We start from the raw sequence: 24,975 nt of genomic DNA on the forward strand, positions 1-24,975 counted from the left end.
TCTAATAAATAGGCAATAACGAAGAACAAACCCAAACGTATGCTGCCCTTTTAGTTATTTTTGGGGCTAAAGTGGTCGATTAATTAGCAATATAGCTTCTTTTGCTGGAACTGGTTTTGACATTAAATAACCTTGTCCGTATTCACAATGCGTAGTTTGCAAAGTATCTAGCTGTCCAGTGGTTTCAATTCCTTCAGCAACAACTTCAAGTTTTAACGACTTAGCAAGTGACAAAATAGCCTCAACCAAGGGATTTGTTGAATCTTGTACATGATCGATGAAGCTTTTATCGATCTTCAGAATATGAATGGGCAGCTGATGTAAGTAGCCTAGTGCAGAGTAACCTGTTCCAAAATCATCAAGACATAGTTTTACTTTTAGAGGTGAGAGCCCTTCGATAATTTGTGTGGCGAGCTCTAAATTTTCTATTAATCCAGATTCGGTTATTTCTAAGCACAAAGACCCCAAAGGCAATTGGTGTTTGTTATAGATAGCGTGGATTTGAGCTACAAAATCTAGGCTTGCAAAATGGCGCGATGATACATTTACTGTCACTTTTAAGAAACGATGACCTTGTTGGTGCCACTTTGAAATATGCTGTGCAGCTAAGTCGAGTAGGTGTAAATCCAGGTTAATTATTTGGCCTGTTTTTTCTGCAATAGGAATAAAGTCATTAGGTGAAACAAACCCTTTTTTAGGGTGGTGCCAACGCACAAGTGCTTCAAAGCCAATAACGTGGTTATCTAAAATAGTAAAAATTGGCTGAAAGTAGAGTTCAAATTCGTTGTGTTCAATACCGTGCTGTAGGTCATTTTCTATGTCGGCGTGGGTTTTAAGCTTTTTTCTCATTGTGTTGTTAAAAAACTTAACTTGTCCGCGGCCTGTTGATTTAGCCTCGTACATAGCGGCGTCTGCTTGTTGCAGTAACAGGTAGGCTTTATCGTCAACGTTATCGGTATAGGCAATACCTATACTGGTAGAGGCTTGCAATAAATGGCCATCAACATTTATTGGTTTAGAAAGTGCTTCTTTTATACGCCCTAGTGCCTCTTTAACTTGATTACGATGAGTAATGTTTTCCATTAAAATAGCAAACTCGTCGCCACCCAAGCGTGAAAAAGTGTCAGTGTTGCGAACGGTGCCTTTGATCAATTCACAAATTTTAATTAAAAAATGGTCGCCAACTTCGTGGCCGAGCGCGTCATTAATGCTTTTAAATCGATCAAAGTCTAAATAAAGTAGGGCATGAACAGTGCCTTTTTTTACACGCGTTAAGCGTAAAATTGCATGCTTAATTCTTTCTATCAGTAAAGAGCGATTAGCAAGCCCTGTTAATTCATCATGTAAAGCTTTGTGTTCAAGCTCCTGCCTAGCTAACTGCCTATCTATTGCCATACTTATTTGCCTGCTTACATAGGTAAGCAAAGCACTATCGTGCTCATTATAGTGATGTGCTTCATGGTAACTTTGCACAACAATTACCCCACTCATACGTTCATTGGCTTTAAATGGTACACCTAACCAGGATTCAGCCTGGCGACCAATTAATTTAAAATGACCTTGCTCGATATGATCAATGTAGTCTTGTTTTGTTAGTAACATCGCTTGGTCAGTTTGCAATAAAAAGTAAGACGCGGTGTCTTTGAGTTGTTCTTTAGAGATTTTTTGATGTGTGTTTGTTTGTATTCCAGCTTCAACAATGTAAACAATATTAAGGATGTCGATTTGCTTATCGTATAGCCCAATAAAAAAGTTATCGGCTCGTAATAAGCTATTAATAATAGTGTGTAAAGATTCAAAAAATGTATCTAAGTCACTGGCTTTATAGGTTAAGTTAGCTATTTGAAGAAGACTGTTTTCAAGCTTTTGTGCATCGTTCAATTGTTCTACAGTCGATTGAAGGCTATTGACCATGTTAACTTGGTTTATTTTAGCGCTTAAAAGATGTGCCACTGTTGTTAATATTTCGAGGTGCGCATTAGTAAAATAGTTCATAGCCGGGTGTTCACAATCAATAACACCTAGAATACGGTCTTTATATACTAGAGGCACGCAAAGCTCTGATTGAGCAGGGCGTTCGTCTGCAATATAGCGGCTATCTTTTGTGACATCGCCCAAAATTATTGCCTTTTTTGTGGTTGCTACAAACCCTGATACACCTTCATTAAAATTGATTACTTTACGTTGGGCATTGTATTTGTATCTTTGGCGATCGACTCCCATAGACGCAACAAGGCTTAGCTTAGACGCAGAGTCATCAGCAAGGTAAATAACACAGTCAACAAATCCAAGACGATTCACAACTTGAGTCGTTACATATTCAAATAGCTCATCTAATGTGTCGAGTTGTAATAGGCTTGATGAAAACTGATTTATGATACTGAGTTGATCTGTTTTTAATTCAAGCGCTTTAGAGGTATCGATATCGTTCGACATAGGCAAATTATTTATTCTTTTTATACACACATAACTACGTTAACCTAATATTAACGCTTCTACAAAATAAAACGATAAACGTTTTAACAAAGCTGTAAATAATATAGGGCAAATTAGTCATTGATTATTTTTAATAAAATCTTTACTCGAAAAGATCATATGCCTATGATCACATAAATTCAGCTGTGGAATGAAGTGATGACCAGTAATAATACAAACTCTGTAAAAACGTTAACAATTACCCGACCTGACGATTGGCATGTGCATTTACGCGATGGTGATCAGCTTAAAGACACTGTGCGCGATATTAGCCGCTATATGGGGCGTGCTATTATAATGCCAAATTTGGTTCCTCCAGCAACCTGTACTGACACTGCCTTAGCGTACAGAGAACGTATAATGGCTGCTAAGCCACAAGGTAACTTTGAGCCTTTGATGGTGTTATACCTCACTGATAAGACAACACCTGAAGAAATAATTAAGGCTAAGGCTTCAGGCAAAGTATTTGCAGCTAAACTATACCCTGCCGGCGCGACAACCAACTCTGATTCTGGTGTAACTTCGGTCAAAAATATATATTCAGTGCTTAGTGCTATGCAAGATGTTGGTATGCTTTTACTTGTTCACGGTGAAGTAACTGATTCATCAATTGATATTTTTGACAGAGAGAAAGTATTTTTAGAAACCATTTTAGGGGATGTAGTTAACGACTTTCCAGAGCTTAAAATTGTATTGGAGCACATAACGACGAAAGATGCGGTTGATTTTGTGAATAATGCGCCAAGTAATGTTGCTGCAACGATTACTGCCCACCATTTACTGTATAATCGAAACCACATGTTAGCAGGCGGGATTCGTCCTCATTATTACTGTTTGCCAATATTAAAACGTAACATTCACCAACAGGCACTTATGGCTGCAGCTATTAGTGGCAGTAAAAAGTTCTTTTTAGGTACTGACTCAGCGCCTCATTATAAAGATAAGAAAGAAGCTGCGTGCGGTTGTGCAGGGGCTTACACGGCTCATGCTGCTATTGAGCTTTACGCAGAAGCATTTGAAGAAGCTGGTGCTTTAGATAAACTTGAAGGGTTTGCAAGCCACTTTGGGCCAGACTTTTATGGTTTAGCGCGTAATAACGATACAATTACACTGCAAAAGTCGCCTTGGACTGTACCTGCTAGTTATACGCTTGGTGATTCTGAAGTAGTACCGATAAAAGCTGAATCTGTAATTGATTGGGCTGTTTTAAAGTAAAATTAAGCACTTGAAATAAGAGCCGCTTTCTACAGCGGCTTTTTTATATGTAAACAGTTAGGCTTATTGTTTGTACAGAAAACAATAAATTGGCTCGTTATTTAGTCATTATTATTCGTTATTTTTACTTTGTTGAGAACTTAGCCGGAAAGTAGTCAGTATTCGTTATATTTTTTATGGGGCTTTGATTATAAATATTACAATAATACTTTATCTTTATTTATTTTAATCAATGTCTTATCTGTTTTTAATTACGCAGATAGTTTTTTAATAAATTATTTTCAATTAATAGAGCGAAAAAAAATAGAATGTGTTAATCTTACTTTGCTTTGAGTTTTTATGTATTGAATTTACGGATATTGTGCTGCGTTTAAGGTTACCGGTTAGGTTATTACTTGTTCCTGTACTATACCTCTATCTTTATGAGCATTGACTCAAGGAGGCTATTGCCACAATAACGTGGCTGAATTTTTAATTATTGACTTACAGGAAAACTTAGTATGTCGGTTCAAGGTAAAGTAAAATTTTTCAACGAAGCTAAAGGCTTTGGTTTCATTGAACAAGAAAACGGTCCTGACGTGTTTGTACATTTCAGCGCAATCTCTGGTTCTGGTTTTCGCACTCTTAGCGAAGGTCAAGCAGTGACATTCAGCATCAAACAAGGTCAAAAAGGCCCTGAAGCTGAGAACGTTGAAGCAGCATAATTTTAATTATGTGAACTCATGTTCATCTTGGTGAAGCAGTCTCCTGTTTCACCATAATTTTCTGAATTATTTCTTCATCACTCATAAATTAAAGTAAATCTCTAAACACTTCACTCAAGTAAAGCTCAACCCTTATACTTTTCAAAAGCACATACTCTAAATAAGCTCACCCTAATTATTCATTGTTAAACATTTTGACTACAATCAAATACGTCATACAAACCCGTACCTATTACTCGCTTTTCTTTAATTGGTAAACCTGTGTGAACTCTGCAGTTTAACAAATTAGCTTTTAAGTGTTGATATTTAATAAGCGTAAACTTAAAAAACTGTAAACCTAAGAACGAATAGGCAATAATAAATGATATATGCCTTGAGTTTAGAACAGGGCATTAACTAGTAAGCACAATGCCCAAAGGCTAACTTTGTGTAAGCTTTGTAAAAAGTAATATGAGATAAAAACGCTTTTACATTTTTATAGAGAAACAGACACACTTCAGATTATGTTTAAACTCTAAATTTAGAGCACTGCTTGATTATTAATAACTTCCTGTAAACTTTTATAAAGTTAAAATTAATATACTCCTCTTCGTTTTTGAATACTCTAATAAAAGCCCGTTTGATTTTTGTGCGTTAAACCGTTCTTTTTTTGAGTTAAAGTGCTAAAAAGTGATAAAAAACTGTCAAATAGAGCCTCTGAAAGAGTTTTTTTTTAAATGTTTTTATTTTTTTTTTACATATATCTAGTTTGAACTAAATGTTGCATTTATGTTGTTTGTTTAAAGGTCTATCCAGTCAAACATCAACCTTGTTGGGGTTTGCTAGGAGTGTTGATAATACAGTTGGTTGCAATAATGTTAACATTTTATTGGTGCTACTTTAATGTAGTCCATCGGTAGGTGATTTATTTGCTAATTACACCTAACATCAAGTTGACAGCGCTTATTGCATTTAGCATTATTGAAAGGTTGATATCTATTAAAAGATATCAGGGTTGTTCTCCTCGGAGGATAATTAAATTATAAAAGTAACATTACTTAATTGGTTGGGAACTATGTCTGTTAAAATCAGAAAGAGTCTTGTAGCAACAGCGTTGGTTGGCGCTTTTGCATTTGCAAGCAGCAATGTGATTGCAGATCCTTTGAATGACGTGCAAAAAGCAGGTCAACAAATTCAAAAGGCTGCTGTTAAGTCTCAAACTAAAATTGACAATGTATATGGTCAAACTCAAGAGCTAATCGCTGAGTACCGTAGCATCGTTGATGAGACTGAACTTATGAAAGTGTATAACGATCACGTTGCACGTTTGGTCGCTGACCAAAATGCATCGATTGAGTCGTTCGATCGTCAAATTGCGACTATCGATAACACTAAACAAAACGTTGTGCCTTTGATGTATCGCATGATCGATACGCTTGAGCAATTCATCAAAGCGGACGTTCCATTTAATCTTGAAACGCGTCTAGGCCGTGTTGAAAGACTTCGTGACATTATGGCATCTGCCTCTGTTACTACGTCTGAAAAATTCCGTCAAGTTCTTGAAGCATACACAGTTGAAACAGCTTACAGCTCTGCAGTAACTGCTTCTCAAGGTACGCTTGAAATTGATGGCAAAAATATCAACGTAGATATCGGTCGTTTAGGTCGTATTACTTATGTTGCTCAGTCTTTTGACTTGAAACATGCTTGGGTGTGGGATAACAACACTAAACAGTGGAAAGAATTAGGTGAAGAATACCTAAAACCTGTTAAAGAAGTGATCCGCATGGCACGTAAGCAAGCGACACTAGAACTTGTTAAACTACCAATCTTTGGCGCGGAGTAATCAATAATGAAGAAACTATTTAAAGGTTTTGCTGTTGCAGCAGTACTATCTGTTTCTGCAGGTACCGCGCTTAACGCACACGCAAACACTGACGCTTTAGACAAAATTCTTGAGCAAGTTAAGCAAGAGCGTATCTCAGAAGGTAAGATCAATAAGCAACGTGAGCAAGAGTTCTTATCAGAACGTGCTGACAAGCAATCTTTACTTAATAAAGCTAAAAGCCAGCTAGCTGCTGAAAAAGCACGTGGTGACTCTTTAGCTAAGCAATACGCACAAAACGAAAACACTTTAGCGGAAAAAGAGCAAGCTCTTCAAAATGCTCAAGGTACTCTAGGTGAGATGTTTGGTGTTGTACGTCGTGCAGCGCAAGACGCTATCGGTTCTATCGAAGCATCTTTAGTAAGTGCTGAAAAGCCAGGTCGTGCTGAAGTACTTCGTTCACTAGCAGCAGCTAAAGAACTTCCAACAGTTCGTGAGTTAGAAGAGCTTTGGATTTCACTTCAAACAGAAATGACAGAGTCAGCAAAGGTATCTACTTTTGAATCTGAAGTTGCTGGCCTTGACGGAAACACAGCGGTTAAGAAGATCACTCGTATTGGTAACTTTAACTTAGTTGCTGACGAAGGTTACTTAATCTATTCACCAGAAACAAAGTCTATCCAGCCTTTAGGTAAACAACCTGATAGCTACATTTTAGATGGCATTTCAAACCTAGAAGCAACGTCTTCTGATAGCTACGCGGGCGTTTACATTGACCCTACACGCGGCGCAATCTTACGTATTAATACGCAGAAGAAAACGCTAATGGAATACTACCACCAGGGTGATACAGTTGGTTACATCATCACTGTACTACTTGCTGTAGGTCTATTAATCTTCTTAGTTCGTTTCCTTGACTTAGCGCTTACTACTTCTAAGATCAAATCACAACTTAAGAACTTGTCTACACCGAATACAAACAACCCACTGGGTCGTATTCTTAAAGTGTACTCTGATAACAAATCTCAAGATGTTGAAAACCTTGAACTTAAACTTGATGAAGCGATTCTACGTGAAACGCCACGCATCGAAGCTGGTATTAATATCATCAAGATCCTTGCTGCTATCGCACCATTACTAGGTCTACTAGGTACGGTAATCGGGATGATTTTAACGTTCCAAACAATCACATTGTTCGGTACGGGCGATCCGAAGATCATGGCTGGTAACATCTCTCTAGCACTTGTAACTACAGCGCTAGGTCTAATCGCAGCATTACCACTTATTCTACTTCACTCTATTGTTGCAAGTCGTAGTAAGTCGGTATTACATATCCTTGATGAGCAAAGCGCGGGTATCGTCGCTACTCACGCGGAGAAGGAGAAAGCCTAATGCTAGTCCTGATGGAGATATGGGAATCTATCAGGGATTTTGTTGGCACAGGCGGCCAGGTTTTATACGTGGTCGCGATAGCACTCTTTCTGATGTGGGTTTTAATGATTGAGCGCTATTGGTTCTTACTTGCAGAGTTTCCTCGTTTAACGAAGGATATTGTTGCTAAGTGGGATGCCCGCCAAGACACTACGTCTTGGTACGCACACAGAATCCGTGAAGCATGGATTTCTGAAGCGTCTGAAAAATTAGATCAGCGTATGTTGTTGATTAAAACATTAGTAGCTGTTTGTCCTTTAATAGGTTTACTTGGAACTGTAACGGGTATGATCGCGGTTTTTGAAACCATGGCAACCCAAGGTACTGGTAATGCACGTTTAATGGCATCAGGTATTTCAATGGCAACAATCCCAACAATGGCTGGAATGGTTGCGGCACTATCTGGAGTTTTCTTTAGCTCACGCCTTGAGGCAAGAGCGAGAATGGTGAAAGCCAAACTTGTAGATAGCATGCCTCATCACTAGAGAGAGAATTAAATATGGCACGTAAACAACGTTTTCGTGAAGAAGAAGAAGCAGCGGTAGATATGACACCAATGCTTGACATCGTATTTATCATGCTTATTTTCTTTATCGTAACTACATCGTTCGTTAAAGAGGCTGGTATCGAGGTCAATAAACCTAAAGCTGCCCAAGCTACGAAGCAAAAAAATGCTAACATTTTTATTGCTATACGTAGTGATGGCGCAATCTGGATTGATAAGCAGCAAGTTGACGTTGAACGTGTTTCAGCGAAAATTGAAAGCTTACTAGCAGAACAACCTACTGACGTTGTAATTTTGCAAGCTGATAAAGAAGCAAAACACGGCACAGTGGTTAAAGTTATGGACCAGATTAAAGCAACGGGCGATAACCTAAGAATTTCAATAGCTGGAGATCAGTAATGATTCGTTTTCTGTTTTCACTGATTGCAGGTGGGGCAGTTACTTTCGGCTTGTTCTACTTCATGGCTTACCTCATCTCTGGTGGGGCTGACCGTAATACGGAACAAAAAGAGCAGATCATAGTCGAAATTATGACGAATCCGCCTGAATCTAAGGTGCAGGAGAGGAAGCGTGTACCGCCTCCGCCTCCGCCACCGCCAAAGCAGCCGCCTAAACCGCAGCCGCCACAGCCGGATACTAATCCTAACCCAGGTGCAATGTCATTTAACATGCCAAGCATCGACGTAGGGAGTTCTGCTGGTGGACTAAGTGGTCCGGGTGCATTTGGACGAGATGGTGATGCGACACCTATCGTTCGTATTGAACCAAAATATCCAACGCAAGCAGCGCGTGATGGTAAAGAAGGTTGGGTACAACTTTCGTTCACAATTGATGAGTTAGGTGGGGTTATTGACGTTGATGTAATCGACGCTGAGCCTAAACGTATCTTTGACCGTGAAGCTAAACGTGCACTTCGTAAGTGGAAATACCGTCCGAAAATCATTGACGGTAAGCCACAAAAACAAGTTGGTTTACAAGTTCAATTAGACTTTAAACTTAACCAAGGCTAAGGAGGCGAGTAATGAGAAATTTATCTAAAGTAACTGCTCTTGCAATTCTTATGTCTGTGTCAGGTGCAACTTTAAGTTCATCTGTATTAGCGGCGCCAGATTACGCGAAAATTGAAGAGCGTAAGAAAGCAAAAACTAAGATCATGGGCGAGCGTACTGGTAAAAAAGTAATAAAAGCGTTTGACTTGTACAACGAAGATCAGCTTGACGAAGCCATAGCATTGCTTAAAGAAATTGATGCATCAGACGAGTTTGATAAAGCGACTGTAAATCGTTACTTAGGTAGCATGTACGCGCAGAAAGAAAACTACGCTGATGCAATCAAATACAGCAAGCTAGCAGTAGCACCTGATATTTTGAACTTTGCAGACCATGAACAAACACTTAAGTTACTAGGTGATTTGTACGCGGGTACTGAGAAATACAAAGAAGCAAAGAAAGCATACACAGCTTGGATGGACTTCACTGGTGAGGAAGATCCAACTGTATATACTCGTATTGCGCAAGCTAACTTTCAGTTAGAGCAATTCAGTGATGTTTTTGAGCCTGCTAACAAAGCAATAGCTCTTCAAAAAGAGCCTAATAAAGGCCCTTATCAGCTTAAACTTGGCGCATACTTTGAAACTAAAGATTATGCAAACATGGTTAAAGTGGGTGAAGAAATTGTTAAAGTTTGGCCTGATGACAAAAAAGCTTGGGTTGGTTTAGGTAAATACTATCTACAGACCGAAGAATATCAGAAAGGCCTTGCAACAATGGAAGTGGCTTACAAAAACGGTTACTTTGAAAACGAAGTTGAATACAAAGTACTTGCTAACTTTTACTCTTTAAATGAAATTCCTTACAAAGCAGCAGTAACGCTTGAAAAGGCAATTAAAGAAGAAAAAGTTAAACGTACTAAGCAAAATATCAACGCTGTTGCAAGTAACTATCATCGCTCTAAAGATATAGAGAAAGCTGCTAAGTATTATGAAGAAGCTGCTAAATTTGATGACGACGCTGAGCTTTACCGCAAAGCAGGTTCATTACTTTTACAATCTGAGAAATTTGGTGCTGCCGTTGTTCGCTTGAACAAGGCGTTAGAGCTTGGCTCTGACAAAAAAGGTACGATTTATTCAGATCTAGCTGAAGCGTATTACTACCAAGGCAAGTATAAGCAAGCTTACGCTGCTATTGTTAAGGCTATGGATGACCCACGCACACGTAAGTTTGCGAAAGGTTGGTCTACTTATATTAAAGATAAAGCCGCTCGCAACGGTGTTAAAATTTAATATTAGCTAACATTAGTAATTTTTAAAAAGCCCCTCTGGGGCTTTTTTTATTAGGATCACTATGTATAAAACGTTTTTTGTATCATTGTTATTGTGTTTAAATCTTGTTGGTTGTACTGATAAGAGTGATAGTTTTAGATCTTTTGATGAGGCACACAGCGCTTTAAAGTCTTTAAATACTGTGTTGATATTAGGTCAGGAAACAAACAATAAAAAAATTACAGAAGAAAACATTGTTTACTCGAACGAATATCTTGAAAAACGTCATGCTATTTATCAGCAATTGATGACGATGAAGTTAACACCCAATCAAATTACTCAAGTTAATTATTTGGTTATTGCAGAGCGATTTCCTGAGCGTTTTTTTCCTTGGCCAGCTCAAGCAGACGTTCTACATAATATGAGCTTATTTAACCGTTCAGCTAGCACCGTTGAGCAAACTATTAGCTGGCTTAAATTTACACAAGCTAAGTTAGAAATTGCAAAGCAAAGTAATTTAAAACTAAATAAGTTAGAGTATTCTTTATTACAGGAATATGTAGCTCAAGCTATCGAAAACAAGGCTACACAAGGTGCAATTAAAAGCCATATTAGAGCTTTTTCTAATTATTTGGATAATTATAAGCCTAGAGGGAGTGTTGGTTTAAGAGGGCTTTCTAATGGTTCAGAGTGGTATCAGAGTAAACTCAATTATTATGGCAACGCGGTTAACTCGCCTTTAGAGTGGGTTGTTATTATTAACGAACAAATTAAAGCGCTTGAAAGTGCAGTTATTAATGTCAAATTTAAACAAAGTCATACCAAATCGTTTGTTGTGCAGTATTTATCTGAAGAGCCATTGATTAGTGGACTTGACTGGCAAACACATTACTTAGACTTACCTGCTATGGCCAGCAATATAAAATTGTCTAATAATGACAAGTTGCTCATGCTTACAATGATGGAAACAGATATAGGTATTCATTACCATGCATGGACAATTGATCAGGCTAAAGTTAATTTATCAAAGCGTCTTAAAGTGTCAGAACAAACCGCGCAATATTTAGTTGAAGATATTATTCTTTATCCAGGTCAATCGTTTAGTTTTTGTGGTCAGATTTGTTATTAACCTAGGGGCTGTTTATTTGCCGAGGCTTATGGAAAGGCAAAGCCTTGAAGTGTAGATACTTATTTTTTAATACGTAATTACGCACAGTATATCCCAACATACCCTGTTATTTTTTTGAGTTCCGTCTGGGGCAGTTTATGTTCAGCTGCCTCTAGTCAATATAGGGAATGGGCATGATTAATGAGTAGGGTGCAGAGGTTTTGCTCTGTTTTTACTTGTCTACTGGCTAAAAAACTTTGCACCCCGGTTAAATCAATTTCAAAACTAATATGTCTTCAGGCATTAGCTATAGAAACTTATAACTAAGACTTTAAACATTAGTTAGATGTTCGTTTAATTGCGCATTTTGTACAGCGCTGTGTTGCAGGGTCTTTTTGAAGTAATGCGGTTGCAATTTTTTCTTCACAATCACAACAATAGCCGTATTGACCTATATCAATTTGACTCACTGCGGCCTCTAACATAGTCATACGATTAATTAAGTTGGCATACTCAGGGCCAAGCCTTTTTGCAGCAAGATCTAACCATTCATTATTTGCTGTATGTTTTAATGTGGTGATCAAGCCTTGATGGGCGGGGTGGGGCGATTTAGAAAGCATAACAAGTATGTTTGATTTAACTTGTGTTAGTTCATCATGTAAGCGCTTTTGGTGGTTCATTATCAGTATAACCCTTTTACATTAACTGCTCGTTATACTGATATTATCTAATTGCTTTTAATTATCTGTCATGATTTGAATCAAGTTGTGGTGCTTTTGCATATTTTTTTAAAACGGCAGATACGTCTTCTTTGGTTTTTAACCTACGAATTTCATCAAACAATGTTATTGCTTGCGGATATTGACGCTTTAAATAACCTAGCCATTGCTTAGTTCTAGATGCAAAATATTTTTCATCTTTAGCTGGGTCATGATGAATAGCTGAGTGTATTAAGTGATAAAGAACATGCTCCCATTCTAAACCCTCGTAGTGCTCGTTATTGACATGTGCTTTTATTTTTTTAGCTAAATCAGGATGAGATAGGGCGCCTCTGCCAAGCATTAAGTCACTGCAACCGCTTCTTTTTTGGCATAGCATCGCGTCTTCAACTTGCCATATTTCACCATTAGCAACTACAGCAATATTTTTTCCTTTTATTATAGGAGGTATCTTTTCCCAATATGCAGGCGGGTTGTATCCATCGCGTTTTGTTCTTGCATGAATCGCTACGCTATTAGCACCGGCACTTACAACCGCATCAATAATTTCTTGGCTGTTACTGTCGTCATCAAATCCTAAACGTATCTTTGCACTCACCTCATGTTTTGAATCTACCGCATCTCTAACCGCTTTAATTATGGTATACATATGCTCGGGATCTTTAAGCAAAACGGCACCACCGCGGCTGCGGTTAACTGTTTTCGCAGGACACCCAAAATTAAGGTCAACACCATGGGAACCCAAATCAATCGCTCTCACTGCATTTTCAGCTAACGGATTTGCCTCTTGTCCAAGCAATTGTATACGCACGGGCGTGCCTGCTCGGGTATAGCCATTATTATTTAGTTCAGGGCAGTATCGATAAAATACTTTTTCAGGTAAACGTGCTTGAACAACTCTTACAAATTCGGTCACGCATAAATCAAACCCGCCAAGGTCAGTTAGCAGTTGGCGCATTTTAAAATCTACAACACCTTCCATAGGTGCTAAAACAAGTTTCATAAAGCGATTATATTATTAAAAATAAGGTCGCTAGTTTACCTTTAAATTGCATATTGATAAATCTGTAATTTTTACTCATAGTTAAAGTGAGAGCGCAGGGGACAAATTTTTTCGATTAAATAAAAATAAAAATGAAAGTTTTTATTTCATCACAGGTCTACTTAAACATACACGCAATTTAAAACGATATTTAAATTGCAATGACTTACACATTGAGTATAGAGAGCAAAGATAATGAATACAGTAAAAAATAATACAATCGCATTAACATTAGGTGCAGTAGTAGTGGGTTCTGCGAGTTTAGTATCTGCTGATGTACAAGCAAACCCGTTTGAATTTCAGCAGCTTGTTTCAGGTTATCAATTAGATGCTGCCGAAGGCAAGTGCGGTGAAGGCAAATGTGGCGGTGACGCAAAAGGTAAAAAAGAAGGCAAGTGCGGCGAAGGTAAATGTGGTGGCGACGCAAAAGGTAAAAAAGAAGGCAAGTGCGGCGAAGGTAAATGTGGCGGCGATGCAAAAGGTAAAAAAGAAGGCAAGTGCGGCGAAGGTAAATGTGGCGGCGATGCAAAAGGTAAAAAAGAAGGCAAGTGCGGCGAAGGTAAATGTGGCGGTGACGCAAAAGGTAAAAAAGAAGGCAAGTGCGGCGAAGGTAAATGTGGTGGCGACGCAAAAGGTAAAAAAGAAGGCAAGTGCGGCGAAGGCAAATGTGGTGGGGACGCAAAAGGTAAAAAAGAAGGCAAGTGTGGCGAAGGTAAATGTGGTGGCCGTTAATTTCTTAATTTAATTAAGTTATGCTAAAGGGCCACGGGCCCTTTTTTGTTAATAGTAGAGGCAGTTATGACACAAATGCACAGTTCGGAATTTGGAATGGTTGGCTTAGGTTTGCGCCGTGAAATGCTAGATGAGTTATTAGAACACGTTCCAAAGCAAATTGATTTTTTAGAAGTTGCGCCTGAAAATTGGTTAAAACTGGGCGGCCGATTTAAAAAGCAGTTTAAAACATTAACCGATGCTAATAATTTTGTATGTCATGGTTTGTCTTTATCAATAGGTTCGCCAGAGCCGCTTGATATTGAATTTATTAAATCGCTAAAAGTCTTTTTTGATCAGCACAACATTAAAATGTTTAGTGAGCATTTGAGTTATTGCTCTGGTCAAGGCCATATGTATGATTTAATGCCCATCCCTTTTACCGAAGAGGCAATAGCGCACGTTGTCCCCCGAATTAAGCAAGTTCAAGATATACTTGAACGACCTGTTGCGATGGAAAATGTATCTTACTACGGTGCGCCAGGCCAAGAGTTAACTGAACTCGAATTTACCACTGAAATTTTAGAGCAAGCAGATTGTAAATTGTTGCTTGATGTAAATAATATTTATGTTAATTCGATAAACCATGGTTATGACGCAAATACCTTTTTAGCTGGCTTACCTACAAAACGTATCGCTTATGGGCATGTTGCGGGACATTATAATGAGGCTAATGATTTAATAGTCGATACTCATGGCGCCGATGTTATTGATCCAGTCTGGGAGTTACTTGATAAAGCTTATAGGGTACATGGTGTATTTCCAACGCTTCTTGAGCGAGATTTTAATATTCCAGAGATAAATGTACTCACTAAAGAGCTTGATATTATTATTCAGTTGCAACAAAAGTATCTAAATCCTGAGCTTTCAAAACAACGAGCTTGAAGTTAACGCGAATCAGACAGTAATGAGTATCCAGCTATGAGTTTTATAGATGTTCAAAATGAATTTATGGCGCACATACGTGAACCAAAAAAAAATAAAAAGCCAACTGATATTGAAGATAGACGCATGGCTATATATCGCGACTTATTCTTTAATAACATAGAGGGATTCATTTCTTCTGGTTATCCAGTGTTAAAAACGCTTTATAGTGACAAACAATGGAACAAATTGATTAGGCAGTTTTTTAGTGAATATAATTGTCAATCACCCTATTTTTTAGATATAGCAGGGGAGTTTATTAATTACTTGTCCAGTAGTTATAAAATGAAAAACTATGATCCTGCTTTTATGTTAGAGCTTGCGCATTATGAATGGGTAGAGCTTGACGTTTCAATAGCAAACGAAGACCCCAATGAGAGAAAACTACAACAAACAGCGTTAACTAAAAGTCCATTATTTCTATCAAGCGTAGCGAGAAATTTGAGTTACCAATATCCAGTGCAAACTATAAGTGACCAAGTCCGGCCAAAAGAACCATCGACTGTACCTAACTATTTTGTTGTTTATAGAGATGAAGAAGATGAAGTACAGTTTTTAGCAACTAATGCCATGACGGCTTTATTACTCTCTATCATTGAAAGCGTTGAGGGCATTACATTTGATAACCTCTGCCAACAGGTGATTATGCAGGCTCCTCAGTTTAACGAAGAGCAAATAACACAAGGGGCGCTTGTGACACTCAATGCGCTGATTGAACGCGGTGTAATCGTGACAAAAAATCAAGATTAAGGCCTTTATTGATGTTTTTACATCGTCTATCATGGCAGCCTTATTTATCGTGCTTAATAAAAGGTTGTACTATGTCAGATGATAAAGATTTTAAGGATCCGTTTAACGCTACTTATTTTATTGCTTTTCTAGCGGTATTTGCAGGTATTGGTTGTTTAAATGCAATTTTAGGTTGGATCACTAGCTTAACCTAAAACGTATTCATAGTTTAAGGCTGTTGTCAGCATCAGCCTTAATACTTTGCTTTTTTATCCTCTATAACTGTTCAATATTTTCGTTAAAGTCACAGCAAACTCGCAATTAAAGTTCACTTAAGGTTATAATCACCTGCTTTGTAATATCAACCATTGAGCAGTAAAACTTATGACTCAAGTAACACCAGCAATTATTAAAAACAGCATTGCAACAATTGCTGATTATCCTAAAGCGGGCATTATGTTTCGCGATGTAACAACATTAATGGCCAACCCTGAAGCGTTCAAGGCTACTATTGATGCGTTTATAACCGAATATAAAGACCAAGGTTTTACAAAAATTATTGGCACAGAATCACGTGGCTTTATTTTTGGTGCGCCTTTATCTTATGCTTTAGGTATTCCTTTTATTCCAGTGCGTAAGCCTGGCAAATTACCACGCGAAGTTATTCGCCAAGATTACCTACTAGAATACGGTGAAGACACGCTAGAACTTCATGTTGATGCAATTGTACCCGGTGACAAAGTACTTCTTGTTGATGACCTTCTAGCCACTGGCGGTACTATTGAAGCGACTGCTAAACTAGTTAATAAGTTAGGCGGTGAGGCTACTGATGCAGCATTTGTTGTATCACTGCCTGAATTAGGTGGCGAACAACGCATTGAAAAAATGGGTATCAAAATCTTAAAGTTGGTTGAATTCGAAGGCGAATAATCCATGAGTTATCAGGTTCTAGCGAGAAAATGGCGTCCACAAACCTTTCATGAATTGGTTGGGCAGTCTCATGTTAAACAAGCGCTTGTTAATGCGCTTACACAAAATAGACTGCATCACGCGTATTTATTCACTGGAACCCGAGGAGTTGGTAAAACAACTATTGCGCGTATTTTTGCAAAAAGCTTAAATTGCGACGAAGGTATTTCGGCATCTCCTTGTGGGCAATGTAGCAGCTGTACAGATATTGAAGCAGGGCGCTACATTGACTTGCTAGAAATTGATGCTGCCTCTCGTACTAAAGTAGAAGATACGCGTGAAATACTTGATAACGTTCAATACGCACCTACGCGCGGGCGTTACAAAGTATACCTAATAGATGAAGTTCACATGCTTTCAAAGCATAGTTTTAATGCGCTTTTAAAAACGCTCGAAGAACCGCCAGAGCATGTGAAATTTTTACTCGCAACCACCGATCCCCAAAAGTTACCCGTTACTATTTTATCGCGATGTTTACAGTTTAATTTAAACGCCTTATCGCAAAGTGAAATTAAAACACAGCTTCAACACGTTTTGACTCAAGAACAACTGCGCTTTGATAACGATGCACTTAGCGTTATTGCAAAAGCTGCAGATGGCAGTATGCGCGACGCGCTTAGCTTAACCGATCAAGCTATAGCACAAACGAATGGTGATATTAATAATCAAGCGGTTCAAGCTATGCTTGGTTTAATGGATACACACTACAGCCAAAGTTTATTAGCAGCATTACTAAGTCAAGATGGCGCTGCGCTCATGAGCGAAATAGCAAATGTAGCGAGCAAAAATCCAAATTATATAGCGTTACTTGATGATTTAATTTCATTAACGCACTTAACCCAGCTTACCCAACTAGTGCCTCAAGCTGCTGGGCTTGATGAGACCAATGCTGATTACATAAAACACGTTGCAGAGCACACCAGTGCGCAGCAAGTGCAGGTTTATTACCAGTTACTTTTAAACGGTAAAAAAGATTTACAATGGGCCCCTGAACCACGTTTAGGGTTCGAAATGATTTTGCTGAGGTTACTTGCATTTCAGCCTGCAGGAAACGAAAATCAGCAGAACGAGATAAATACACCTCAATTGCCGGCACGTAACACTGAAAGTCGAGCCAATGCACTGCGCGATATTTTAAGTAAAAATAAGCCTGAAAGTACTAATAACGCAGCTAAAAACAGCGATATAAGCGCTGTACAGCAACCAGCTGAAAAATCGATTATAAGTGCAGAACAGCATGAGCAAGTAACCCCCACTGTTACTGACACGCCTGTTGATTCTGCTCACGTAGAGCATTTACAGGTTAAAAACGAAGAGGCTCAAACTGAAACGAGCCAAAATACACCTGCGAAGCAAATAAGTGATGAGCAAGCACAGCGTAACAGCGAAAATGAAGCATACATGCAGCACAATGATGTAGAGCAAACATTAGCTGCACAATTCGATGATGTAATGAGTAGCGCGCTAGATCAAGGCTTTAATCCTCAAACTCAAAGTACATCGCAACAGGCTGAATCTCCAAGCGCTTCAGTTTCTTTGGATGCAGCTTCACTGCATGATAAAGAGTCTCAGGCACAATCGGCCATTGCACGCATCTTACGAGATAGAAATATATCAGGTTCAGGCAGGTTATCGGGTAATAATATAGCTCAGCCGCCAGTGTCTGAAAAACCTGAAACTGCTAATAATGAGCAAAGTAACAAGCTGGTCGGTTCGCCAATTGCAGAGCAAACTCAAGCTACTAATACAGATATACACACTCATTCTGAAAACACAGAACACCCGCTCGCGGGTTCTGTGCAATCTAGCAACCCACCACCGTGGGATGACTACAATACAGGCGAGCATGAAAAAAAGTCTGAGCTCCCTGTTAGCGGGAGCCAAACACAACGCCCTAGTACCGTCGCTACTAAAGCACAAAAAGTTGATTTTAAAGCTAAGCATCAAACAATCACTGAAAATTTAGCGCCTGAGTTACTAGAACAAATTAACCCTCAAAGTGTGCCTGCTCCAGCTCCACAAGAGGAAAGTATTCCGGTTCCAGATGATTTTCAAAGCCCAATAAGTGAAATAAAATTTGCTCATCAGCAAGACGAGTGGGCTTATTTGATAAAACGTATGGGGCTGGGTGGACGAATGCGCCAATTTGCGCTGCATTCAATTTTTACGAAGCAGGGAAGTAACTTACATATAGATGTTGATGAATCGCAAAAACACTTAGATACGCCAATGCTTCGCCAAAAACTTGATGCCGCATTATCGAGTATTTACGATCACAATGTATCGCTGAGTATAAAATTTGCTCAAGGGGTTATCGACTCGCCTTATTTAATTCAACAAAAAATAGATGCAGGGCGCCATCAGCAAGCAATAGATGTGATCACAAATGACGAAAACATAGTACAATTTCAACAGTTATTTAGCGCCGAAATTGACGAAAACAGTATTCAGGCATTGTAATTACATACAATCGCCCTTATCTTCATGACAATTAAAGATTAAAAGAAAGAGAGAAAATTATGTTTAAAGGTGGAATGGGTAACATGATGAAGCAAGCGCAGCAAATGCAAGAGCGCATGCAAAAAGCCCAAGACGAAATTGCAACAATGGAAGTTGTTGGTGAAGCGGGTGCAGGCTTAGTTAAAGTAACCATGCTTGGTAACCACAATGTTCGTCGCGTAGAGCTTGATGAAAGCCTTATGGAAGACGACAAAGACATGATTGAAGACTTACTTGCAGCGGCATGTAACGATGCTGTGCGCCGTGTAGCTGAAGAAACGCAAGAACGAATGAGCAAAGTAACTGGCGGTATGCAATTACCACCAGGTATGAAAATGCCGTTTTAACAAACAATGCAACTTTCAGATAGTTTAAATCAGCTTATTGAAGCATTGCGGTGTCAACCGGGTATTGGCCCAAAGTCTGCACAGCGTATTGCATTTCATTTGCTTGAACGTGATCGCAAAGGTGGTACACAACTAGGTAGCGCGCTTACTAAGGCAATGACAGCAATAGGTCATTGCCAAACGTGCCGAACTTTTTGTGAGCAACCTCAATGTGACATTTGCTTAAGTACAAAACGCCAAGACAGCGGTACGTTATGTGTTGTTGAGTCGCCTACTGATGTACTTGCTATTGAGCAAACGGGTCAGTATTTAGGTTTATATTTTGTTCTTATGGGGCATTTATCACCCATTGATGGTATTGGCCCTAAAGAAATAGGCTTAGATGTTTTAGAGCAAAAACTTTCTCAAGGCGGCATTAACGAAGTAATACTAGCAACAAATCCTAGTGTTGAGGGTGAGACGACTGCGCATTATATTGCCCAGCTTTGCCACAAAAATAATGTGGGCGCCTCGCGAATAGCGCACGGTATTCCGGTTGGAGGCGAACTTGATCTAGTTGATGGTAGAACCCTAATGCATGCTTTTAGTGGGCGCCGCGTGGTTACACAAGAATAGTTCATTAAAGCGACTGTTTGAAAAGATATGTAAAAGCCTACGTAATTAATTTATGTAGGCTTTTTTGTTTTTAAGGTAAGCTAGCTAAAAATAGTATGCAGTTAATTTGACGGCTAAGTAATCAAAGTCTTTTTTGAGATAGGTTTATTTAGAGTTAAAACGTAAGGATCACAATGAAAACGCATTCAACAAATCAAAGCGGCTTACTTAATAGTAAACGATTTTTACCTTTGTTTATTACTCAGTTTTTTTCTGCAGTTAACGACAATGTATATAAGCAGTCGGTGCTTATTTTACTGGTTTTTCAAGCTGCAACATTGGCCGATGGAGCGCTTTATTCAAACATTGCAGCAGGCTTATTTATTTTACCGTTTTTTTTATTTTCGGGTATGGCAGGGCAGCTTGCTGAGAAAACAGAAAAATCAAAATTAATCAGGTTTGTAAAACTTTGCGAAATTCCTATTATGGTTGTAGGGGCACTATCAATTTATACCCAGTCCATATGGCTTATGCTCACCACTATATTTTTCATGGGGTTTCAAAGTACATTTTTTGGTCCGTTAAAATATTCTATTTTACCGCAGCACGTTGCCCCGAACGAATTAACAAAAGCTAATGGGTTAGTTGAATCGGGTACCTTTGTTGCCATTTTACTAGGGACTATTTTTGGTACTTATTACATTACGCAAAACGTAGGCCCCGAAATTATTAGCATTGCAGTACTCGTGCTCGCAGTATTAGGTTATGTGAGTAGCCGCTTCATACCAATAAGTGCAGCGAATGAACCTAATTTAGCATTTACCTACAATATTTATACCTCTACAAAAAATGTGTTTTCAGCACTTAATTCGCAAACAGAGTCTGTGGGAAAATCAGTCTTAGGTATAAGCTGGTTTTGGTTAATAGGCGCCATTGTGCTAACTACATTACCAAACTATGTTAAGCACGTAATGGGCGGTAACGAATTAGTAGTAACCAGTGCGCTGGTGGTATTTTCGTTAAGTATTGCTATTGGTTCTTTATTATGTGAAAAGCTTTCGCGTTCGCGTATTGAGTTAGGCATAGTGCCCTTTGGCGCCATTTTAATTACCCTATTTTTATATTTGCTCAGTAAAGAGCCCGCTATTTTAAGTTATGGTGTGCAAATTGATGAATTATTAACCTTAAAGCAGGTATTAAATACTGGTGATATGCGCTGGCACTTTGTGTGGATGGCTGGTATTGGTATAGCATCAGGTTTTTATACTGTTCCTTTGTATGCTTTGATACAACAAAGAACAGAAGAGGCGTGTCGGTCTCGTGTTATTGCCGCTAACAACGTACTTAACGCGCTGTTTATGGTGTGTAGTGCCATTTTAAGTATTGTGACATTGTCTATTTTAGAGTGGAGTATCTCAGAATTATTGCTTTTACTTGCAGGGTTAAACTTACTGATTTCAGTGTATATTTATACCAAAGTACCTGAGTTTTTCTTGCGTTTTATTATCTATATTTTAGCTATTTGCATGTATCGCGTGAAAACCAGAGGCGAAATAAATATACCAGAGGAAGGTGCAGCTGTTATCGTTGCCAATCATGTCAGTTTTGTTGATTGGATGTTTATTTTAGCAGCGTCACCAAGACCAATCCGTTTCATGGTTTTTGCGCCAATTTATTATTCCCCTGCGTTGCACTGGTTATTTAAAATGGCTAAAGCAATACCTATTGATAGCGAAAAAGCAAACCCTGAAGCTTTTAAAAAAGCGTTTGACGATGTTGCAGAGGCACTTGAACACGGCGAGCTTGTCGGTATTTTCCCGGAGGGTAAATTAACAGGTGATGGCTGTGTTGATATGTTTAGAAGAGGTGTAGAGAGAATAATTGAGCGAACGCCTGTTGCTGTTGTGCCTGTGCATTTAGGTGGGCTTTGGGGCAGTATGTTTAGCCGAAAAACAAAGTGGCAATTACCTCGTTTAAAGTGGTCTCTAGTCTCTGTATCTGTTGGTGAGCCTGTGGCGGCAAATAAAGTAAAAGCGGATAATCTGCGTGAACGAGTGTTAGATTTAAAACTACTTTACTCTAAGGATAATGATTAACAGGCATGAAAAGCCGCCAATCAAACCCTATTGTCGATAATTTTATAGCGCCAAAATGCATAGATACGTTTAGTATTTTGTATCAAGATAACGATATTTTAGTCATTAATAAACCCAGTGGGTTGCTGAGCTTATCAGGGAAAAATCCAGAAAACTGGGACTCAGTACATTATCGTCTAGTAAATGGGCAAAAAGGGTTAACGCCGCCCTTTTTAAACGCTAAATTAGTTCATCGATTAGATTTAGGCACATCGGGGATAATGCTTGTAAGCCTAAACGATTTGAGCTCAAAACGTTTAAATAAGCAGTTTCAATTACGTAGTGTAAAAAAGCATTATGTAGCAGTGCTGCAGGGGTGTGTTAGTGAAAATAGAGGGCAAATTGATGCGCCCATAGCTAAAGACACACAGTTATTTCCGCGTGTAAAAATCTGCAAACTAGAGGGGAAGCCTGCTGTTACCGAGTTTAACGTTATAAAGCGCCTTGCTAACCCTGTTAGAACTTATGTACATTTTTCCCCTTTGACTGGGCGTACTCATCAGCTACGCATACATAGTCATTTTATAGGCCACCCTATTTTAGGATGCGACCTGTATAAGAATGCACAAAGTGAAAAGCTATCAAAGCGTCTACAGTTGCATGCAAGCGATCTGTTTTTTGAACATCCCACTACAAATCAAGCAATTCACATCCATTGCCCAAGCCCATTTTAGTGTGAATTAGCATTACATTTTTTAATTTTTTCCCTTGAAGTTCTATTAGCTCCCCCCATATTAAGTGCATAACGCAGACACTTTGCTAATTGGAGATATATAAATGACTGCAGCACAAAAAGAAACATTAGGCTTTCAAACAGAAGTAAAACAACTATTAAACTTAATGATTCATTCTCTTTATTCAAACAAAGAGATTTTTTTACGTGAGCTTGTATCAAACGCATCAGATGCAGCCGACAAGCTACGTTTTTTAGCGCTTTCAAATGGTGATCTTTACCAAGGCGATGCCGACCTTCGCGTTCGTATTAGCGCAGATAAAGAGGCCAATACCGTGACTATTTCAGATAACGGCATTGGTATGACCCGTGAAGAAGTGATTAACTCTTTAGGCACTATTGCAAAATCTGGCACCGCTGAGTTTTTCAAAAATTTAACGGGCGATCAAAGCAAAGATTCACAACTTATTGGTCAGTTTGGTGTTGGTTTTTACTCTGCATTTATTGTTGCTGATTTAGTGACTGTTCGCACACGCAAAGCTGGTGAAACAACTGCTTATGAGTGGGAGTCTAAAGGTGAAGGCGAGTACACGCTGCAAGAAATTGAAAAAGAAGGCCGTGGTACAGACATTATTTTACACCTTCGTGATGATGAAAAAGAATTTGCTGACGATTGGCGCCTGCGCAGTATTGTGACTAAATACTCGGATCATATTTCTACCCCTGTGCAAATGTACAAAGCAGAAGTGCCTGAGTCTGAAGGTGAAGATGGCGAAAAAATCCCAGCCGTACCGGGTGAATGGGAAAGTATTAACCGCGCAACCGCATTATGGACACGCGATAAGTCTGAGCTTTCTGACGAAGAATACAAAGAGTTTTATAAGCATGTAAGCCATGACTGGGAAGATCCACTTAGCTGGGCACATAATAAAGTTGAAGGTAAAACAGAGTACACAAGCCTTTTATATATCCCTAAAAAAGCACCTTTCGACTTATGGAACCGTGAACGCCAAAGTGGTCTTAAACTTTACGTACAACGTGTATTTGTAATGGATGATGCTGAGCAGTTTATGCCAAGCTACTTACGTTTTGTAAAAGGTTTATTAGACTCAAACGATTTACCACTAAATGTATCGCGTGAAATTTTACAAGATAACAAAGTAACTCAAGCGATTCGTAAAGGGTGTACTTCGCGTATTATTAAAATGCTTGAGCGTATGGCGAAAAACAAAGCTGATGATTACCAAGTATTTTGGAATGAGTTTGGCCAAGTAATGAAGGAAGGTCCAGCGGAAGACGCAGCAAATAAAGAAGCGATTTGTAAACTACTTCGTTTTTCTTCAACTCATACTGATTCGCAAACGCAAGATGTGTCGCTCGAACAATATGTTGAGCGTATGAACGAAGGCCAAGACAAAATATACTACGTGGTAGCCGATACCTTTACCGCTGCTAAAAACTCGCCGCATTTAGAGATTTTCCGCAAAAAAGGCATTGAGGTATTATTACTAAGCGACCGTGTTGACGAGTGGATGATGAGCCACCTAACTGAGTTTGCAGATAAGCCATTTCAGTCAATCACGCGTGGTGACTTAGACCTAGGCAAGCTTGATGATGAAGAGACAAAGAAAGCGCAAGAAGAGTCTGAAAAAGAGATGGCTGGCTTAGTAGAGCGCATTAAAGCAGCCTTAGGGGAAGATGTTAAAGAAGTGCGTTTCACACACCGTTTAACTGACTCTCCAGCATGTGTTGTAAGTGATGACAACGACATGAGTTCGCAAATGCAAAAGCTAATGGAGTCTGTTGGCCAAGCGGCGCCAGAGGCTAAGCCTGTGTTTGAGCTAAACCCAGAGCATCAACTTGTGAAACATTTAAATGACGAACAAGATGAAGATAAATTTGCACAATGGTCGCATGTATTATTAGACCAAGCATTACTTGCAGAGCGCGGAACATTAAAAGACCCAACAGGGTTTGTTACACGCCTAAATAAATTAATGCTAGAGCTAAGCAAATAAATTTATATTAAGTTAATAAAAGTATAAATTTTGAACATATTTAAAAAGGAAGC

The 24,975-nt window shown here is 38.9% G+C and carries 23 protein-coding genes; 20 read left to right on the forward strand and 3 right to left on the reverse strand.

All coding sequences use genetic code 11. The features are described from left to right. Positions 1-66: 66 nt before the first annotated feature. Positions 67-2,436 (reverse strand): bifunctional diguanylate cyclase/phosphodiesterase, encoded by a 2,370-nt coding sequence (locus ACFI34_RS06950; RefSeq protein ID WP_462672929.1) that lies wholly within the window; start codon positions 2,434-2,436, stop codon positions 67-69. A gap of 198 nt (positions 2,437-2,634) precedes the next feature. Between ACFI34_RS06950 and pyrC the strand changes: the two genes are divergently transcribed. From pyrC to ACFI34_RS06995, 9 genes are all read left to right on the forward strand, one after another. Continuing rightward, entirely contained in the window at positions 2,635-3,690 is a 1,056-nt protein-coding gene (gene pyrC / locus ACFI34_RS06955; RefSeq protein ID WP_462672930.1) for a dihydroorotase, read from the forward strand. Positions 3,691-4,190: 500 nt separating this feature from the next. Further along, positions 4,191-4,394, forward strand: a complete 204-nt coding sequence (locus tag ACFI34_RS06960) for a cold-shock protein (protein ID WP_462672931.1) — start codon at positions 4,191-4,193, stop codon at positions 4,392-4,394. Positions 4,395-5,448: 1,054 nt separating this feature from the next. Continuing rightward, complete coding sequence (locus ACFI34_RS06965) at positions 5,449-6,219, forward strand: DUF3450 domain-containing protein (protein WP_010557582.1); 771 nt, start codon at positions 5,449-5,451, stop codon at positions 6,217-6,219. A gap of 6 nt (positions 6,220-6,225) precedes the next feature. Beyond that, positions 6,226-7,590: a MotA/TolQ/ExbB proton channel family protein gene (locus tag ACFI34_RS06970; protein ID WP_039036738.1), complete on the forward strand. Its 1,365-nt coding sequence runs from the start codon at positions 6,226-6,228 to the stop codon at positions 7,588-7,590. Further along, the gene (locus ACFI34_RS06975) at positions 7,590-8,114 is read left to right on the forward strand and encodes a MotA/TolQ/ExbB proton channel family protein (protein ID WP_004588135.1); all 525 of its coding nucleotides are present in this window, start codon (positions 7,590-7,592) and stop codon (positions 8,112-8,114) included. Before ACFI34_RS06970 ends, ACFI34_RS06975 begins: the two co-directional genes overlap by 1 nt. Positions 8,115-8,128: 14 nt before the next feature. After that, positions 8,129-8,533 (forward strand): ExbD/TolR family protein, encoded by a 405-nt coding sequence (locus ACFI34_RS06980; RefSeq protein WP_006792384.1) that lies wholly within the window; start codon positions 8,129-8,131, stop codon positions 8,531-8,533. Continuing rightward, positions 8,533-9,144 carry an energy transducer TonB gene (locus ACFI34_RS06985; protein WP_010557583.1) on the forward strand — a complete coding sequence of 204 codons (612 nt, stop codon included), beginning with the start codon at positions 8,533-8,535 and terminating at the stop codon, positions 9,142-9,144. The genes ACFI34_RS06980 and ACFI34_RS06985 overlap by 1 nt, the downstream gene beginning before the upstream one ends. 11 nt (positions 9,145-9,155) lie before the next feature. Beyond that, complete coding sequence (locus ACFI34_RS06990; protein WP_462672932.1) at positions 9,156-10,415, forward strand: tetratricopeptide repeat protein; 1,260 nt, start codon at positions 9,156-9,158, stop codon at positions 10,413-10,415. A 61-nt stretch (positions 10,416-10,476) separates the two neighbouring features. Further along, a complete protein-coding gene (locus tag ACFI34_RS06995) occupies positions 10,477-11,523 on the forward strand; it encodes a hypothetical protein (RefSeq protein WP_462672933.1) in 1,047 nt (348 codons plus the stop codon). Positions 11,524-11,840: 317 nt separating this feature from the next. Here ACFI34_RS06995 and ACFI34_RS07000 read toward each other — a convergent pair whose 3' ends face one another. Both ACFI34_RS07000 and ACFI34_RS07005 read right to left on the reverse strand, forming a co-directional pair. After that, positions 11,841-12,182 (reverse strand): TraR/DksA C4-type zinc finger protein, encoded by a 342-nt coding sequence (locus ACFI34_RS07000; protein WP_008131363.1) that lies wholly within the window; start codon positions 12,180-12,182, stop codon positions 11,841-11,843. A gap of 61 nt (positions 12,183-12,243) precedes the next feature. Beyond that, a complete protein-coding gene (locus ACFI34_RS07005; RefSeq protein ID WP_006792389.1) occupies positions 12,244-13,224 on the reverse strand; it encodes a tRNA-dihydrouridine synthase in 981 nt (326 codons plus the stop codon). Between the two features lie 234 nt (positions 13,225-13,458). On the opposite strand from ACFI34_RS07005, the gene ACFI34_RS07010 reads away from it, so the two are divergent. From ACFI34_RS07010 to htpG, 11 genes are all read left to right on the forward strand, one after another. Then, a complete protein-coding gene (locus ACFI34_RS07010; protein ID WP_410899358.1) occupies positions 13,459-13,995 on the forward strand; it encodes an HvfA family oxazolone/thioamide-modified RiPP metallophore in 537 nt (178 codons plus the stop codon). Positions 13,996-14,061: 66 nt separating this feature from the next. Continuing rightward, positions 14,062-14,919 carry an HvfB family MNIO-type RiPP peptide maturase gene (locus ACFI34_RS07015; protein WP_462672934.1) on the forward strand — a complete coding sequence of 286 codons (858 nt, stop codon included), beginning with the start codon at positions 14,062-14,064 and terminating at the stop codon, positions 14,917-14,919. A gap of 36 nt (positions 14,920-14,955) precedes the next feature. Beyond that, complete coding sequence (locus ACFI34_RS07020; protein ID WP_006792392.1) at positions 14,956-15,708, forward strand: HvfC family RiPP maturation protein; 753 nt, start codon at positions 14,956-14,958, stop codon at positions 15,706-15,708. Between the two features lie 71 nt (positions 15,709-15,779). Then, entirely contained in the window at positions 15,780-15,902 is a 123-nt protein-coding gene (locus tag ACFI34_RS07025; RefSeq protein ID WP_008132255.1) for a hypothetical protein, read from the forward strand. Positions 15,903-16,071: 169 nt separating this feature from the next. After that, positions 16,072-16,617, forward strand: a complete 546-nt coding sequence (apt, locus tag ACFI34_RS07030; RefSeq protein WP_006792394.1) for an adenine phosphoribosyltransferase — start codon at positions 16,072-16,074, stop codon at positions 16,615-16,617. A gap of 3 nt (positions 16,618-16,620) precedes the next feature. After that, positions 16,621-19,116, forward strand: a complete 2,496-nt coding sequence (gene dnaX / locus ACFI34_RS07035) for a DNA polymerase III subunit gamma/tau (RefSeq protein ID WP_462672935.1) — start codon at positions 16,621-16,623, stop codon at positions 19,114-19,116. A 59-nt stretch (positions 19,117-19,175) separates the two neighbouring features. Continuing rightward, positions 19,176-19,502 (forward strand): YbaB/EbfC family nucleoid-associated protein, encoded by a 327-nt coding sequence (locus ACFI34_RS07040; RefSeq protein ID WP_006792396.1) that lies wholly within the window; start codon positions 19,176-19,178, stop codon positions 19,500-19,502. Between the two features lie 6 nt (positions 19,503-19,508). Next, positions 19,509-20,117, forward strand: coding sequence for a recombination mediator RecR (recR, locus tag ACFI34_RS07045; RefSeq protein WP_008132248.1), 609 nt, complete (start codon positions 19,509-19,511; stop codon positions 20,115-20,117). Between the two features lie 173 nt (positions 20,118-20,290). Next, entirely contained in the window at positions 20,291-22,192 is a 1,902-nt protein-coding gene (locus tag ACFI34_RS07050; RefSeq protein ID WP_462672936.1) for an MFS transporter, read from the forward strand. 5 nt (positions 22,193-22,197) lie between these two features. Then, the gene (locus ACFI34_RS07055) at positions 22,198-22,905 is read left to right on the forward strand and encodes an RluA family pseudouridine synthase (protein ID WP_462672937.1); all 708 of its coding nucleotides are present in this window, start codon (positions 22,198-22,200) and stop codon (positions 22,903-22,905) included. Positions 22,906-23,008: 103 nt separating this feature from the next. Beyond that, positions 23,009-24,922: a molecular chaperone HtpG gene (gene htpG / locus ACFI34_RS07060; RefSeq protein WP_462672938.1), complete on the forward strand. Its 1,914-nt coding sequence runs from the start codon at positions 23,009-23,011 to the stop codon at positions 24,920-24,922. The last annotated feature ends 53 nt before the right edge of the window (positions 24,923-24,975 follow it).

The sequence above is a fragment of the Pseudoalteromonas sp. PSi26 genome (assembly GCF_054960575.1).